This window comes from Streptomyces sp. B21-105 (assembly GCF_036898465.1).
Lineage (GTDB): Bacteria > Actinomycetota > Actinomycetes > Streptomycetales > Streptomycetaceae > Streptomyces.
The window spans coordinates 1479982-1494355 of record NZ_JARUMJ010000001.1 but is presented as its reverse complement, the minus strand read 5'-3'; the positions used below and the strand labels follow the sequence as shown (position 1 = coordinate 1494355).

Genomic DNA, 14374 nt, shown 5'->3' with positions numbered 1-14374 from the left:
CTCCGAAAGCTCTGTGTGCGACGCCAGTGCGGCACTGCCGGGGCGCGCACGAGACACCGTGAGGACGTGCGCTTCCTGAGCGCCGAGACCCGTGGCGGGCGGGGATCTGGGTGGCGGGCTGGAAGAGCGAGGTGCTGAGCGACCGTCCGGTTGTTGTGAGGAACAGTTCGTCCAACAAGCCCTCACTGAGCAGACTGCCGATGGGGATTCGTACTTGCTGACGGGAGACCTTGGTGGCGGACCAGCGGGTCAGCGAGACGTGGTCCACCGGGGGGCGACATCGGCCCAGGCTGCGTCCCACTGGGCAAGGTTGTGTCGCTCCAGCCTGCGGTTGGCGTGGCCGTAGGCGGCAGCGCCGAGGAGCGGGACGGCCAGGGCGGCGAGAACGGCATAGACCATAGTGCGGTTGCGGACCTGTTCCGTGGTCAGGGGCGGGTCGGTGATCTTTCCTTCGGCCTTCACCCATACGTGGACGGTGCTGCCGGCGGTCAGGGCGGGTGCGACGTCTGTCTTCGCGGTGCGGATGTGGCCGTGTGGGTCGGTGAAGCGGACGGTGGCCGGGTACAGGGTCTTCTTCGCCTCGTACGATCCCGGCTCTGGATGGCGGGGTGCATCGTGGACCAGTACGGCGGGGGTGTGGTGCCGGGTGGCGGCCTGGTGCCGGGCGGTCTCCTTGTGGTGGCGGTAGGCGGTGTCACCGATGAGGAACATGGCGGCGGGGGTGGCGGCCAGCACGGCCAGGAAGAGTCCGACGGCGATCCACGCCTGTGCGAGGTCGGTGCGACGGCGCAGGGGGTTGCGCCGCCATCGCCACAGCAGGATGTGCGGGAGTTCTTCGGGAGGGTGTGCCGGGGGTGTTGCGCGGGCCACGGTGTCTCTCCTTCCGCATGAGCGTGGCAGCATCGCTGGGCGCTTGCCGAGGTGGTGGGTCAGTGAGGCTGCGTGGTGGTGGAGGGGTGGGCGTGGGCGGCTTGGAGGAGTTTGGCTGCGCCGCGGACTGCGGCGGTGTGGGGAGAGGGGACGGGCTGGAAGGGGGCGTGCAGCTGGCCGGTGAGGCCGTAGGTGATGTCGGGTCGCAGCGCGCCCCGCCGGCGAGGAGTGCGCCCCGCTGGAGAGCGTCGAGCGTCTGGGAGGTGCGGTCCTGGTCCAGCATGGCGGTCAGCATGGCGACGACCGCGCCGGTGATCTGCGCGGGCGGGGTGAGGCTGTCCAGGTCGCTGGTGCCCAGGGCGGTGTGGCGGGCGTCGGTCACCGCACCGTCGGTGAGGAGCGTGACCTCGGTGAGGTGGGCGCCGATATCGACGACGAGCAGGGGACGGGTGAGGTCGGCGTCCGCGGCCATCGCCACCGCACGGGCGGTGGGGACGGTCAGCACGGTGCGCGGGCGCAGGACGTCCACTGCGGTGCGGGCTTCGGCACGGTAAGTGACTCCGCCCAGGACGGGCGTGGTCAGGATGAGCAGCGGGCGGCCGAAGCGGGGCAGGCGGTGGCCGAGCAGCCGGTCGAGCATCCGGGCCGTTCCCGGGGTGTCGACGATCGCCCCGCGCTGGATGGGATACATGGCACCGGTGCCCGGGAAGGTCACCGTGGGCACGTCGAGGATCATGCGCCGTCCGGACGTCCAGGCGCGGGTGCGGGCGCTGCCGAGATCGAGGGCGATGCCCGTGCACTGCCGGCACCAGGGCCACGAGCGGTGGCGGGCGGCCATGGGACGGGGGCTGGGGACGGTGGTCACCGGTCGGCCTCCTTGACCTGTTGGCAGCGGGCGCAGTAGCGGGCCTGTGGCACGATCAGCAGTCGCTCGCGGGCGATGGGGCTGCGGCACAGGTGGCAGGTGCCGTAGCGGCCCTGGTCCATCCGCGTGAGGGCCGCTTCGACGTCGGCCAGAACCATGCGGGCGGAGGCGGCGAGTTTGACGCGGACCTCGATCTGGGAGGCGGCCTGCCGGTCGCGGAACGCGTCGGCGCGGGAAGTGGCGGCGGTGGAGAGCTGGTGCAGCTGCTCCTGGCGGAACAGGCGCTGCTCGTGCAGGTTCTCGCGCAGTGCGGCGAAGTCCTCGATCGACAGGTTGGTGTCGCGGTCGTCGATGATCTGGTCGTTCACCAAGTCACCCCCTGGGCAGGGCGGGAGAGGAAGGTCGGACGGGCGGTTGTCAGACGGCGTTGCGCTGGCAAGGGACGCAGAACGGGGTGTAGGGCAGGATTTCCAGGCGTTCGACCGGGATCGTCCTGGCGCAGCCCTGGCAGATGCCGTAGCTGCCGTCCTGGACGCGGGCGAAGGCGGCCTCGACCTCGGCGAGGACGCGCTGGATGGTGTCTTTCTGCGTGGACATCACCTGTTCCTCCGCGTCAGCCCGGGCCTCGTCGATGGCCCGCAGCTGGGTGAGGCGGGAGGCCCGTTCGTGTTCGAGGCGCTGGAGGGCCTCGTGCGCCGTCAGCCGTTCAGGGCGGGTTTCGGTTTGGGGCGTATCGAGTGACATGGCGATTCCTTCCTTCCACGTGAGGTGGGGTGCGCCGGGCGGGGTAGCCGTTGGGGCCAGGAGCGGGGGGAGAGTCACGGGGGCTGGTTCATGCCTCTACCGTGGCCGCGATGCCGCACAAAGCCCATCGGGCGCGATACCCATCTGTGGCATGGCGCAGGGCCCATTGCGGGGTGGGGAGGCCAGGCGCATGGAAATGGGGATTGGAGCCCATCGACGACGGAGCCGGCAGCGGGCAGCCTGGACAGCAGGCCGGTCAGGACCAGTGGACGCAGCTCACGCTCGGGGTGCGCGGTGACCGACAGTAGAGACATGGCTGTGTCACACGGAGAAAGGCGTCATCTCGGTGTCCCTGTTCTGGCGGATCTTCGCGCTCAACGCGGTGGTACTGGGAAGCGCCACCGCGCTGCTGCTGTGGGCACCCGTGACCGTCTCCGTGCCAGTGGTCCTGACCGAGGCGGTCATCCTCGTGGGCGGCCTGGTCGTCATGCTGGTCGCCAACGCCGCTCTTCTGCGGATCGGCCTGGCCCCGCTCGACCGGCTCACCCGGCTGATGACCACCGTCGATCTGCTGCGCCCCGGGCAACGGCTGCCGGAAGGAGGACGCGGTGAGACCGCCGAACTGATCCGCACCTTCAACGCCATGCTCGAGCGCCTCGAACACGAACGGGCGTCCAGCAGTGCCCGCGCCCTGTTCGCGCAGGAAGCCGAGCGGCGCCGCATCGCCCAGGAACTGCACGACGAGGTGGGCCAGAGCATGACCGCGATCCTGCTGTCGCTGGAGCGGGCCGCCGACGACGCGGACGAGCCCCTGCGCGGTGACCTGCGGCAAGTACAGGAGATCACCCGGGGGAGCCTGGACGAGGTACGGCGTCTGGTGCGTCGGCTACGGCCGGGCGTACTGGAGGACCTCGGTCTGGTCAGCGCGTTGACCTCGCTGACCAGCGAGTTCGCCACCCACGTAGGGCTGCGGGTGGTGCGTCGTTTCGAGACCGGCCTGCCCGCGCTGGACCATCAGACGGAGCTGGTGCTGTACCGCGTCGCCCAGGAGGCCCTGACCAACGCGGCCCGTCATGCCGAGGCCGGCCAGGTCGAGGTGAGCCTGCGCCACACCGGCGAGGCGGTGGTGCTGGCCGTCGCCGACGACGGCCGCGGCACCGGGGTGGCCCGAGAAGGAGCGGGAATGCGCGGAATGCGCGAGCGGGCCCTGCTGATCGGGGCCACTCTGGATGTCACCTCCCAGCCGCAGGCCGGCACGACGGTCCGGCTCACCGTGCCCCTCAGGAAGCAGCCATGACCACGCCGCACACATCCGTGATCCGTATCCTCCTCGCCGACGATCATGCGTTGGTACGGCGCGGGGTGCGGCTCATCCTCGACCGGGAGCCGGACCTGGAGGTCGTCGCCGAGGCCGGGGACGGCGCGCAGGCCATCGAGCTGGCCCGCACCCATGAGGTCGACCTGGCGGTGATGGACATCGCCATGCCCCGGATGACCGGCCTGCAGGCCACCCGGGAACTTCTCGCCCTCAAGCCCGGCGTGCGGGTGCTGATGCTGACGATGCACGACAACGAGCAGTACTTCTTCCAGGCGCTCAAGGCCGGCGCCAGCGGATATGTGCTCAAGTCCGTGGCCGACCGCGACCTGGTGGCGGCATGCCGCGCCGCCATGCGCGACGAGCCCTTCCTCTACCCGGGTGCGGTCACCGCGCTCATCCGCAACTACCTCGACCGGGTCCGCCACGGTGAGGAGCCGCCCGATCAGGTGCTGACCCCGCGAGAGGAGGAGGTCCTCAAGCTCGTGGCCGAGGGGCACTCGTCCAAGGAGATCGCCGAGATGCTCTTCATCAGCATCAAGACCGTCCACCGGCATCGGGAGAACCTGCTGCACAAGCTCGGCCTGCGTGACCGGCTGGAACTCACCCGCTACGCGATCCGCGCGGGCCTCATCCAAGCCTGAGCCCGCTGACTGCCGGTCTGCCCGGGGCGGAAGGCCACCAACAGGGAAAGGGGGCGGTGGTGGCCCACTACACGCACACTGTCTCGCGCACTCGAGGCCCCCGGCTGGCGTGGGCCGCCCTGCTCGCCCTCCTCCTCACGCTGCTCAGCCCGCCCGCCCTGGGCGGTACGCACGATGGCGCACCGGTCGGCGCGCTGCTAGCGGCCGAGGAGTCGGCGCACGGTGAGCCGTACGCGACCAGTGCGGACCCCGCTGTCTCCACCGCAGCGGTCCGGAGCCATCGGGATGCCACTGGCGAACGCCACGTGCCGCCCGTCTCTGTCCCGGGCGCGTCACCTGACACAGCGACCGGCCCGCTCCGGCCCGCGCAGCCCCCGGTTTCGGCAGCAGTCCAGCCTGCATCGGAGCAATCGTCACTTCGGCACGGCGTGAGGGCACCCCCCTCGCTCTCCGGCATCTGAACCGTCACCCCTTCTCCCTTCTTGGCCGCAGCCACACTCCTGGCCGCGGTGTGCCTGCCGGAGGCCCGCTGTGAACCGATCCCCGCACATCAGAGGGCTGATCGCCCTCGCTGCCGTTGCCCTGCCCCTGTACGTCGCGCTCACCGTGCCCGTCCACCTCGGACTCGATCTGCGGGGCGGCACCCAGATCGTGCTGGAGACCCGCCCCACCGCCGCTGCCGCTGCCGACGCCGACGGTGAGGCGACGGACCGCACCGTGGAGGTGCTGCGCGGCCGCATCGACGCGCTCGGTGTCGCCGAACCCGGCATCGCCCGCTCCGGCAGCGACCGGATCGTCGTCGAACTGCCCGGCCTGCAAGATCCCCGCAAGGCGGCCGACGTGCTCGGCCGCACCGCCCAGCTCACCTTCCACCAGGTACTCGGCACGGCAGCCGAGGCCGACGACCTGCCCACTCCGCTGCCCAAGCGGCCCCGCGAGCAGGTCATGGCCGACGAGTCCGGCCAACTTCTGCGCCTTCAGGCGCCCTCACTGACCGGCAAGGACGTCGAGAGAGCAGCGGCCCGCTTCGACCAGCAGGGCGGTGCCGGATGGCATGTCACCGTCGACTTCAGGGGATCGGGCGAACAGGGGTGGGCCCGCCTGACCGGCGAGGCCGCCTGCCGTGCGGCCGGGGACCCGGCCCGCCGGGTCGCCATCGTCCTGGACGACAAGATCATCTCTTCGCCGCAGGTCGACCCGTCCGTCGCCTGCCGGTCCGGCATCAGCGGCGGCTCCACCCAGATCACCGGCACCTTCAACGACAGCGAAGCGAAAGAGCTGGCCCTGCTCATCAACGGCGGCGCCCTGCCGGTTCCGGTCGAGACCATCGAGCAGCGCACCGTCGGCCCCACCCTGGGCGCGGAAGCCATCAGGGCCAGCGCCTGGGCCGCCGTCATCGGCACCGCCCTGACCTCGCTGTTCATCATCGCCGTCTACCGGCTCATGGGCGCCCTGGCCACCGTCGCCCTGGCCTGCTACGGCCTCATCTCCTACGCCGCCCTCGCCGCCCTCGGCGCCACCCTCACCCTGCCCGGCCTCGCCGGCTTCGTGCTGGCCATCGGCATGGCGGTCGACGCCAACGTGCTCGTCTTCGAACGCGCCCGCGAGGAGTACGCCGCTCGCCACCGCCCCACCCCGCGGTCCTCCCTGACTGCCGGATTCCGCAGGGCCTTCAGCGCGATCGCCGACTCCAACATCACCACCCTCATCGCCGCCGGCCTGCTGTTCTTCCTCGCCTCCGGACCTGTGCGCGGATTCGGCGTCACGCTGGGCATCGGCGTCCTCGCCTCCATGCTCAGCGCCCTCGTCATCACCCGAGCCCTCGCCGACTACGCCGTCGCCCGCCCCCGCCTGCGCCGCCGTCCCCACCTCACCGGCATCGCCCACACCGGCACCGTCCGCGATCGCCTCGCCCGTACCCACCCGAACCTGATGCGCCACCCGCGCCGGTGGCTGGCCGCCTCCGCCGCCGCCCTCGTCCTGGCCGCCTCCGGCATCGCCGTGCGCGGCCTCGACTTCGGCGTCGAATTCACCGGTGGCCGCCTCATCGAATACACCACGGCCGCCCCCGTCGACGCCGACCGGGCCCGCACCGCGCTCGCCGACGCGGGATTCCCCCGGGCCGTCGTCCAGACCTCCGGCGAGAACCAACTCACCGTCCGTACCCACCACTTGAGCAACACCCAGGCAGCGGCGATCACCAACACCATCACGGACCTGACCCGCCAAGCCGACAAGATCCGCGACGAAGCCATCGGCCCCAGCCTCGGCAAGGAACTACGCCAAGGCGCCCTCATCGCCCTCGCTGTCGCCCTCGCCGCCCAGCTGATCTATCTCGCGGCACGCTTCCGCTGGCTCCTGGGCACCTCGGCGGTCGCCGCCCTCGCCCACGACGTCGTGATCCTCATCGGCCTCTTCGCCTGGCTCGGCAAGCCCGTCGACGGCGTCTTCCTGGCCGCGCTGCTTACCGTGATCGGCTACTCCGTCAACGACTCCGTCGTCGTCTTCGACCGCATCAGGGAACTCGGCCGCCACGACCGCAAGATGCCCTTCGTCCGCATCGCCAACCAGGCGCTTCTGCAGACCCTGCCCCGCACCGTCAACACCGGCATGGGCGCCGCATTCATCCTCACCGCCCTGGCCGTCCTCGGCGGCGACACCCTGACCGACTTCGCCCTCGCCCTCCTCATCGGCCTCGCGGTGGGCACGTACTCCTCGATGTTCACCGCAACACCGCTGGCCATCGTCCTGCACCAGCACGGCGGGACTGGTCGCATCCCTGCGGTCAGGGCCAGCGCGCGCCGCTGAGGTCGGGGAGGTCCGGTCCTGTCGTCCGTGATGATCAGACGACAGGCTCCAACCGGACACAGCACCGGCCCGGGCTGGGCGACAGACAGGCCGTGTACCTGCCTTCGTCCAGCCCGTGCAGGACACCGTGCATCAGGTGTAGGTTCATGCCGCACACCGTCTGCGTGTGCTCACGCGCCAGGGCGTGAAAGGGGCAGTTGCCCAGCACAATGGCGTCTGCCTCATGTCGCGGCTCGAACCCGTACCGCTCCAGCAGACCGAAGAGGTCTGTGCCGTCCGGCTCGCCCAACTGCGCGCCGAACTCTTCGGCCTTGCGGTGCAGCACCTCCCGCACCGGCGCGCCGGTTGCCGCGGATTCCTCCACGGCCTGGGCCAAGAGCCGCCTTCGGCGTCCGCGTCGCGGCGAGCTCGTAGCGCCGGTCCGGCAGGCTGACCGCGATCTGTCTCATCGAGCGCCGGTACAGCTTGGCGGGTCTGCCCGCCCCCGGCCCCGTCCGACCGCTGCGCCGCTCGTAGACCACGTCGAGCAGCAACTCATCGGCGAGACGGTCGAGATGGAACGCCGCGGTCTGCCGCGCCAGCCCCAGCGCCGCGGCAGCCTCGTCGCGGCTGACGGGATCAGGCTGGCGCACCACATGGTCGTAGAACCTCCTGCGGGTCGGCTCGTCCAGTACGGCGACGGCGGAGACGTCGGTGTCGCGTACTTCCTTCGGGTCGTCCACGAACACCAGTGTAAAACCCGCAGCCATTGACTAAAGAAGGGATCGGAGTTTCTATAAATAGTGAGAGTTGTCGATAGAAGGAGTGGTCGTCGTGTCCTCCGCAACCGCAAGCACCCCGCCTGCCGCCGCCCCGCGGCGTGCGCTGCTCGCCGATCCCGGCTATCAGGCGTTCGCGATCCTGCGCACCGCGTTCACGGTGGCCCCGATCCTGTTCGGGCTGGACAAGTTCGCCAACCTGCTGGTGGACTGGCCCGCCTACCTCGCGCCGTGGATCAACGACGTCGTTCCCGGCAGCGCCCAGGCGGCCATGTACGCCGTGGGCGTGATCGAAATCGTCGCCGGCATCGCCGTGGCCCTCGCGCCCCGTTTCGGAGCCTGGCTGGTGGCCGGCTGGCTGGCCGGCATCATCGTCAACCTCCTGACCATCCCCGACTACTACGACATCGCGCTGCGCGACTTCGGCCTCCTCCTCGCTGCCGTCGCACTCGCCCGCCTCGCCGAGCGCTACCACGGCGAGCGGCGCCACTGAACCGGCACGATTCATACTGAATGGCTTTGGCGGCGGGCCTTTTGGGGGCCGCTCGCCAGGGCTCGTGGCGACGCTGGCGGCATCGCCCTTCTGGCTACGGCAAGTCGGGCACTCGGTGGGCCCAGCGTGTCCTTGCTGTCGGCAAAGACACGCTGGGGCATGGACGCTCGCAGACCAGGCGTCGTGACCCCTCCGAACCCGCCCACGAAAGGCTTGCCCTCCTGCCTGGTGGCGGCCCTTGATCAGCTCCCTTGCGAGCGGGCCGGTGACCTGTGTCAAAGGCTGGGGGCCGCTGACCCGTGAGCGGCGGCGAGGGCGGGGGCGCGTTCGGTGTAGTCGCGGATGCGGATGACCTGGTCGTGGAAGAGATGAAAGACCCGGTAGTACAAAGCAGGCGGTTCGTCCGCGGTGACGGCAATGCCAGGATCGGCGACGCGCAGGGCCAAGACGACGGCGGCGGGGAAGGTGAAGATCTCCTCCGCGTGCACGCGCACGCCTTGGTCATGACGGTCCTGGTGCCAGCGAAGGACGCCAGCCCGGCCCTGGCGCTGAGGTTCGCCGGGGCCGGCGCTAACCCACAGCACCTGGGGGTGGAGCAGTGACTCCAGAAGCCGGGGGTCGGCAGTATGCAGGGCGTCGCGCAGGTCGGCGGCGATGGCACGAGGGGAATGAGGCGGCATGCGGGGCTCCTCGGCACTGATGGGGATGGATTCGCGTGCGGGTGAGGCGTATCGCAGCTGCGCTCGGAGATCCTGGGTTCTGGTCTGGCGTGAGCCGGATGCGCCGACGGTGGCGCAGGTGCCCCCCGCCTTGACAACTTGCGGGAAGGCCAAACCCGTTGTGCGGCATGATGAGCCCGTCCCTGCCAGCGGCGAAGACCCGTGTAACGCCAGGTCGGGGGACGATCTGGCGTTACGATCCCGGATCGGCCTCTACTGACCCAGCCACAGGTCCGGGCCGAAGACCTCGTAGTGGATCCTCTCGGCGGGCACGCCGTGCCGCAGCAGGCCGCCGCGCACCGCCCGCATGAACGGCAGCGGCCCGCACAGGTAGGCGGTCAGGTCTGCCGGGAGTTCCAGGCTGCTCACGTCGGCTTGGCCAGGTGCTGCCTGTGGTGCGTGATCGCCGGGCACCTCGTACCACAGGTGATACCGGGCGTTCGGCAGTGCTCGCACGAGGCTGAGCTGCTCCGCGCGGTGCGCGTGCTCGGCGGGGGAGCGGTCGGCGTGGACCGCGATGACGGGACGGTCGGAGCCGGTGGAGGCCAGGTGGTCGAGCATGGCCAGCATGGGAGTATTGCCGATCCCCGCGGATGCCAGCAGCAGCGGACCGTCGCCCTCAGACAGGACTAGGTCGCCGAACGGCGCCGACACGTTGAGCACGTCGCCGGGCCGGGCGTGGTCATGGAGCCACGTCGAGACCTCACCGTCGGGCCGCACCACGTCGTGGACGCGCTTGACGCTGATACGCCAGTCCTGCCGGCCGGGAGCCGAGGAGAGACTGTACTGGCGGATCTGCCGGGCGCCATCGGCGAGTTCGACCTGAACGCTGACGTACTGGCCAGGCCGGAAGGAGGCCGGAGGGCCGTCGGCGGGCCTCAGGAGGAACGAGACGACATCGGGCGCCTCCTGGTGCCGTGCAGTGATCTCCATGCCCTGCCAGACCTCCCCCTCCGCGACGTCCGCTTCCTGGTAGAGGCGCGCCTCTACGGCGATCAGCGCGTTGGCCATGAGCCAGTAGACCTCGTCCCACGCTGCGGCGACCTCGTCGCTGACCGCGTCGCCGAGTACCTCGGCTATCGCCGCGAAGAGATGGCGGTGGACGATCTTGTACTGGGCGGAGGTGATGCCGAGCGACGCGTGCTTGTGCGCGATCCGCGCGAGCATCGCGTCGGGCCGGGCGTCCGGCTTCTCCAGCAGCAGGCCCGCGAAGGCTGCGATGGAGCCGGCCAGCGCCTTCTGCTGCTCGCCGTTGGCTTGGTTGCCACGGTTGAACAGGTCCCGCAGAAGCTCGGGATGGGCGTCGAACAGCTTCCGGTAGAACAGTTCGGTGATGTCCCCGATGGCGGCTGCGACCACCGGAAGGGTGGTCCTGACGACGGGGGCGGACTGCTCGGACAGCACTGCGACTCCTAATTGGTAAATGAAATGAGTATTTAGATCTGCAGGTGACCACGCCCCTGGGGTGTGTCCGGGGCGGGCGTCAGTGACTTGGGCTACTGCGGTGGGCGGCCGGTGAGGGCGAGAAGTGCCGGCCCGGTGGGTGAGGTGATGAGATCGGCCACGGTCAGCGGGTCGAGCGTGGCGTAGAACGCCTCCTGGGCGTCGCGCAGTGCACGCCGCAGACGGCAGGCTCCACGCAGGGGGCACGGCGGGTCGTCGCAGGAAACGACCTCGCCCTCTCCTTCGAGCTCTCGCACCAGCCAGCCCACCGATGCGCGCCGGCCGAGGGCGGTCAGGGCGAGTCCGCCGCCGCGGCCACGCCGGGCCTCGACCACGCCGAGGTGCTGCAGGCGCGTGATCGCTTTCGCTGCGTGCGTATATGGCACAGCCACCGCTTCGGCCACCTCGCGGGTGGTGAGCACCTGGTGGTCGGCACAGACCGCCAGACGCATGACGGAACGCAGCGCCAGATCGGTGAACTTTGTCAGTCGCACAGACCGGACGCTAACAAATACGAATGTCTGATACCTATTTGAAGGTGCCTCTGATGGTGTGGAGTGCGTCACGGACCGACGGCTTCCGGTGTCGTCTCGGCTGAGGGCTGGCAGTTCGGATCGCGCTCGGTCCAGCATCAACGGACGCGGCGCGGCTGCCGTCGCAGCCCTGCGGACAGGACGAGAACCGTGAACGCCGCACCGAGGGCGGGCGAGTGCGTCGGGCGCCACCGTTGACCTGATGGAGGCTGGCTTCGGCGTGGTCGCGACGGCGCGCCGCCCCGCACAGCCTGAACGAGATCGGCGTGCCGCTGGGGCCCCTTGTGCCTCGTGCGGTGGCTTTTGGGTACTTGGCGAATCCATTCTCCTGGCGGTAGCCGCGCACTGGGCCTGCTGCGTCCCGATTCCCTGCAAGCGGTAGTGGCCATCTGGTCGTTCGTACGGAGGGTGTGGCTGCTACAGCACGATGTCGAAGGGGCGTTCAAGGAGCTTCTTGAGAGGACGTCCTGCTTGAAGAAGCGATAGTTCATGGTTTGTGCCAGGTTATGACCGTTTCACCCGTCGCTCGTTTTGCGAGATTGGAGATCATCGCGAGGCGAATCATGCTCTCGGAGTGCGCCGGTTTGGTCTCGTAGTCGCGGGCGAGGCGACGGTGCATCATGATCCACCCGAAACTCCGCTCCACGACCCAGCGCCGCGGGATCACGGAAAAGCCTTTGACCTGCTCGTTCCGTGGAACGACGTCGACATCGATACCGAGCGAGGCGCCGTGTTCGATGGCCTTCTTCTTGTAGCCGGTGTCGACCCATGCCTTGCTGATGGTGGGGTGGTCGGCGGCGACGCGGGTGAGGAGCTGGATACCGGCCGCGTTGTCCGAGACGCTGGCGGCGGTCACCATGACCAGCAGTAACAGGCCGAGAGTGTCGACGACGATGCTGCGTTTGCGTCCGACGATCTTCTTGCCGGCGTCGGTGCCTTGGGTGTCGGTGGGAACGCTGGTCGCGGTCTTGACGCTCTGGGCGTCAATGACACAGGCAGTGGGTTCGGCGGTGCGTCCTGCCTGCTCACGGACCATCCGGTGCAGGTGGAGGCCGAGTTTCTCGATGGTGCCGTCGGCGGTCCAGGCGCTGAAGTAACCGAACACGGTGGTGTGCGGCGGGAAGTCATGGGGCAGGTAGCGCCAGGGGACGCCGGTCCGGTTGAGGAAGAGGATCGCGTTCATGACTTCCCGCAGGTCAGTGACCTTTCCCCCGAGGTTGAGCGAGGTCTTCTGCCGCTCGGCCCGCCAGGCCGTCAACGTCGGCTCGATCAATGCCCAGCGGGCATCGGACAGATCGCTCAGGTACGGCTGGCGCTGCTGCGAGGAGGTCATGGGGATACTCATGCACGAGGACCACACCCGGGCATATCGCTCGATCGAGCGAGGCAAAAGCCGTCTTTCAGAAGGTATTCGAACCGGACAGGAGCTATCGGCTTTAACCATCGCGAAATGCGAGATCAGCACCGACGCGACTGCGGCCGCAAACTACCTGTTTCGCCTGTACGACGCGAATTCCGGCAGGAGCGAACCCCCATGAAGCGTCACATAAGTGACGCGAACGTCCTCTGAGATCGGCCAAATAGGCTGCTGCGGTGGCTCCGTCCAGGACGCGATGGTCGACGGACAGGGTCACAGCCATGATGGTGCCCACACCGAGCTCGCCGTCGCGGACGACGGGCTGCGGCCGTGCGGCGCCGACGGCGAGGATTGCTGCCCGGGGCGGGTTGATGACGGCGGTGAAGTGGTCGATGCCGAAACTGCCGAGGTTGCTGATGGTGAACGTGCCGCCGCTGAGCTCCGCAGGCGATAGGTGCCGGGCACGTGCCTTGCCCGCAAGGTCGTGTGCTTCGCGGGCGATCGAGGTCAGGGTCTTGCGGTCGGCGTCGTGCAGAACCGGGACCATCAGCCCGTCGTCGGTGGCGACGGCGATTCCGATGTGGACGCGCCCGTGACGCAGAATCCGGGTCGTGTCCCAGGAGGAGTTGACCTGCGGGTGGTTACGGAGGGCTGCTGCGCACGCCTTGATGAGCAGGTCGTTGAGGCTGATCCGGGGGCCGTCATCGTCGAGGCGCTCGTTGATCTGGGCGCGAAGGGCCAGCAGGGCGTCGGCGTCGATGACGGTGGTCAGGTAGAAGTGTGGTGCCTGCTGCGTGCTCTGCGTCAGGCGCTGGGCGGTGAGGCGGCGAATCGTGCTCAGCGGTACTACATCGTCGCTGTCGTCGACCGCGTTGCTGGCCGTCCCCGTCACGGGCGTGGGCGGGGCAAGTTCGGTGGACGATCTGGTGGCATCGGGCCGACCGTCGAGCGCGCTGACCGCAGCATCCACATCCGCGCGCACCACGCGCCCGCCGGGGCCGCTACCGGTGAGGGCCGCCAGGGCGATGCCGTGCTGAGCGGCGAGCGTGCGAGCCAGCGGGGAGCCGCGCACCCCGGAAAGCTCTGAGGTCGTGTCGGGCGAGGGCAGTTGGGTGCCGGCCGAGGGGGTCTGCGGTCCCTGGTCACCGGGCGGTACCCCGGCAACCGGCATCACCATCACCGACCGGGCCAGCGGCTCCTGCTTCGGGACCGCCGAATCCACGATGCGCACCGACGCCTGGCGCTGTACCGCCGGCGATCGGATCCTTGACCCGTGTTTCTCCCCGGACTCCGATCCCTCGGACACCAGCGCGCTGTGCATGGACGGAGCCCCCGACCGCATGGTCGAGCTGTCGGTCGCTGAGGGCTTTCCCGGCAACAACAACCACATGCCGGGCGGACCCGACATCGAACCGATCATCCTCGTCCTGGCCAACGGCGCTCACTGCTCGTTCGCCGGGGGCGGCACCGCGACGCTGGCGGGACAGCGCCTGAACTACGGCTGCGACAACGGCGGCTACCTGTACGGCTACCCGAACAAGACATCCGCCGTGTGGACCATCTCCTACGCCGCCCCCAGCAGCGGAGCCAGCGTCTCCACGCCGATCACCACCGTCTACCAGTAGCGCGCTGACGGCCACGCCGCTGAAGCGGCGGGTGGAGGCGTTTGGCCCGCGATCAACGCCGCAATGCGGCCGGAATCTCCAAGCCCAGCAGGTGGCGGAAGCGCCAACCGGGCCTTCCAGAAGAGCCGCAGCGAAGTACGAACGGCGTCCCTGTGGTGCCCCGGTCGTGTCTCCTGGGAGACGCCACCCGACATCTCTGC

At 69.4% G+C, this 14374-nt stretch carries 13 protein-coding genes and 2 pseudogenes; 5 read left to right on the top strand and 10 right to left on the bottom strand.

Annotated elements, in window-relative coordinates; genetic code table 11:
- Positions 1-249: 249 nt before the first annotated feature.
- From QA802_RS06460 to QA802_RS06445, 4 genes and pseudogenes are all read right to left on the bottom strand, one after another.
- A complete protein-coding gene (locus QA802_RS06460; RefSeq protein ID WP_334518819.1) occupies positions 250-870 on the bottom strand; it encodes an Rv1733c family protein in 621 nt (206 codons plus the stop codon).
- Between the two features lie 59 nt (positions 871-929).
- Positions 930-1708, bottom strand: a pseudogene (locus tag QA802_RS06455) (hypothetical protein).
- A gap of 23 nt (positions 1709-1731) precedes the next feature.
- Positions 1732-2106: a TraR/DksA family transcriptional regulator gene (locus QA802_RS06450; RefSeq protein WP_334518818.1), complete on the bottom strand. Its 375-nt coding sequence runs from the start codon at positions 2104-2106 to the stop codon at positions 1732-1734.
- 46 nt (positions 2107-2152) lie between these two features.
- Positions 2153-2479, bottom strand: coding sequence for a TraR/DksA family transcriptional regulator (locus QA802_RS06445; RefSeq protein WP_334518816.1), 327 nt, complete (start codon positions 2477-2479; stop codon positions 2153-2155).
- Between the two features lie 346 nt (positions 2480-2825).
- On the opposite strand from QA802_RS06445, the gene QA802_RS06440 reads away from it, so the two are divergent.
- The 3 genes from QA802_RS06440 (at position 2826) to secD (ending at position 7246) form a co-directional block, all read left to right on the top strand.
- Positions 2826-3776, top strand: a complete 951-nt coding sequence (locus QA802_RS06440) for a HAMP domain-containing sensor histidine kinase (RefSeq protein ID WP_319132167.1) — start codon at positions 2826-2828, stop codon at positions 3774-3776.
- Positions 3773-4438 (top strand): response regulator transcription factor, encoded by a 666-nt coding sequence (locus tag QA802_RS06435; RefSeq protein WP_319132165.1) that lies wholly within the window; start codon positions 3773-3775, stop codon positions 4436-4438. The genes QA802_RS06440 and QA802_RS06435 overlap by 4 nt, the downstream gene beginning before the upstream one ends.
- 531 nt (positions 4439-4969) lie before the next feature.
- Positions 4970-7246: a protein translocase subunit SecD gene (secD, locus tag QA802_RS06430; protein WP_319132163.1), complete on the top strand. Its 2277-nt coding sequence runs from the start codon at positions 4970-4972 to the stop codon at positions 7244-7246.
- Positions 7247-7280: 34 nt separating this feature from the next.
- Here secD and QA802_RS06425 read toward each other — a convergent pair.
- Positions 7281-7995 (bottom strand): annotated as a pseudogene (locus tag QA802_RS06425) (helix-turn-helix transcriptional regulator).
- A 64-nt stretch (positions 7996-8059) separates the two neighbouring features.
- Between QA802_RS06425 and QA802_RS06420 the strand changes: the two are divergent.
- Complete coding sequence (locus QA802_RS06420; RefSeq protein ID WP_334518812.1) at positions 8060-8497, top strand: DoxX family membrane protein; 438 nt, start codon at positions 8060-8062, stop codon at positions 8495-8497.
- 275 nt (positions 8498-8772) lie between these two features.
- Here QA802_RS06420 and QA802_RS06415 read toward each other — a convergent pair whose 3' ends face one another.
- From QA802_RS06415 to QA802_RS06395, 5 genes are all read right to left on the bottom strand, one after another.
- On the bottom strand, positions 8773-9177 hold the full coding sequence (locus QA802_RS06415; RefSeq protein WP_319132157.1) for a nuclear transport factor 2 family protein: 405 nt from the start codon (positions 9175-9177) through the stop codon (positions 8773-8775).
- Positions 9178-9429: 252 nt separating this feature from the next.
- A complete protein-coding gene (locus QA802_RS06410; RefSeq protein ID WP_334518810.1) occupies positions 9430-10620 on the bottom strand; it encodes a globin domain-containing protein in 1191 nt (396 codons plus the stop codon).
- A 92-nt stretch (positions 10621-10712) separates the two neighbouring features.
- The gene (gene nsrR, locus QA802_RS06405) at positions 10713-11153 is read right to left on the bottom strand and encodes a nitric oxide-sensing transcriptional repressor NsrR (protein ID WP_319132152.1); all 441 of its coding nucleotides are present in this window, start codon (positions 11151-11153) and stop codon (positions 10713-10715) included.
- Positions 11154-11679: 526 nt separating this feature from the next.
- The gene (locus QA802_RS06400; RefSeq protein ID WP_053847073.1) at positions 11680-12525 is read right to left on the bottom strand and encodes an IS5 family transposase; all 846 of its coding nucleotides are present in this window, start codon (positions 12523-12525) and stop codon (positions 11680-11682) included.
- 103 nt (positions 12526-12628) lie between these two features.
- Entirely contained in the window at positions 12629-13870 is a 1242-nt protein-coding gene (locus QA802_RS06395) for a dihydrolipoamide acetyltransferase family protein (protein ID WP_334518808.1), read from the bottom strand.
- On the opposite strand from QA802_RS06395, the gene QA802_RS06390 reads away from it, so the two are divergent.
- Positions 13869-14174: a hypothetical protein gene (locus tag QA802_RS06390; protein ID WP_334518806.1), complete on the top strand. Its 306-nt coding sequence runs from the start codon at positions 13869-13871 to the stop codon at positions 14172-14174. The genes QA802_RS06395 and QA802_RS06390 overlap by 2 nt on opposite strands.
- The last annotated feature ends 200 nt before the right edge of the window (positions 14175-14374 follow it).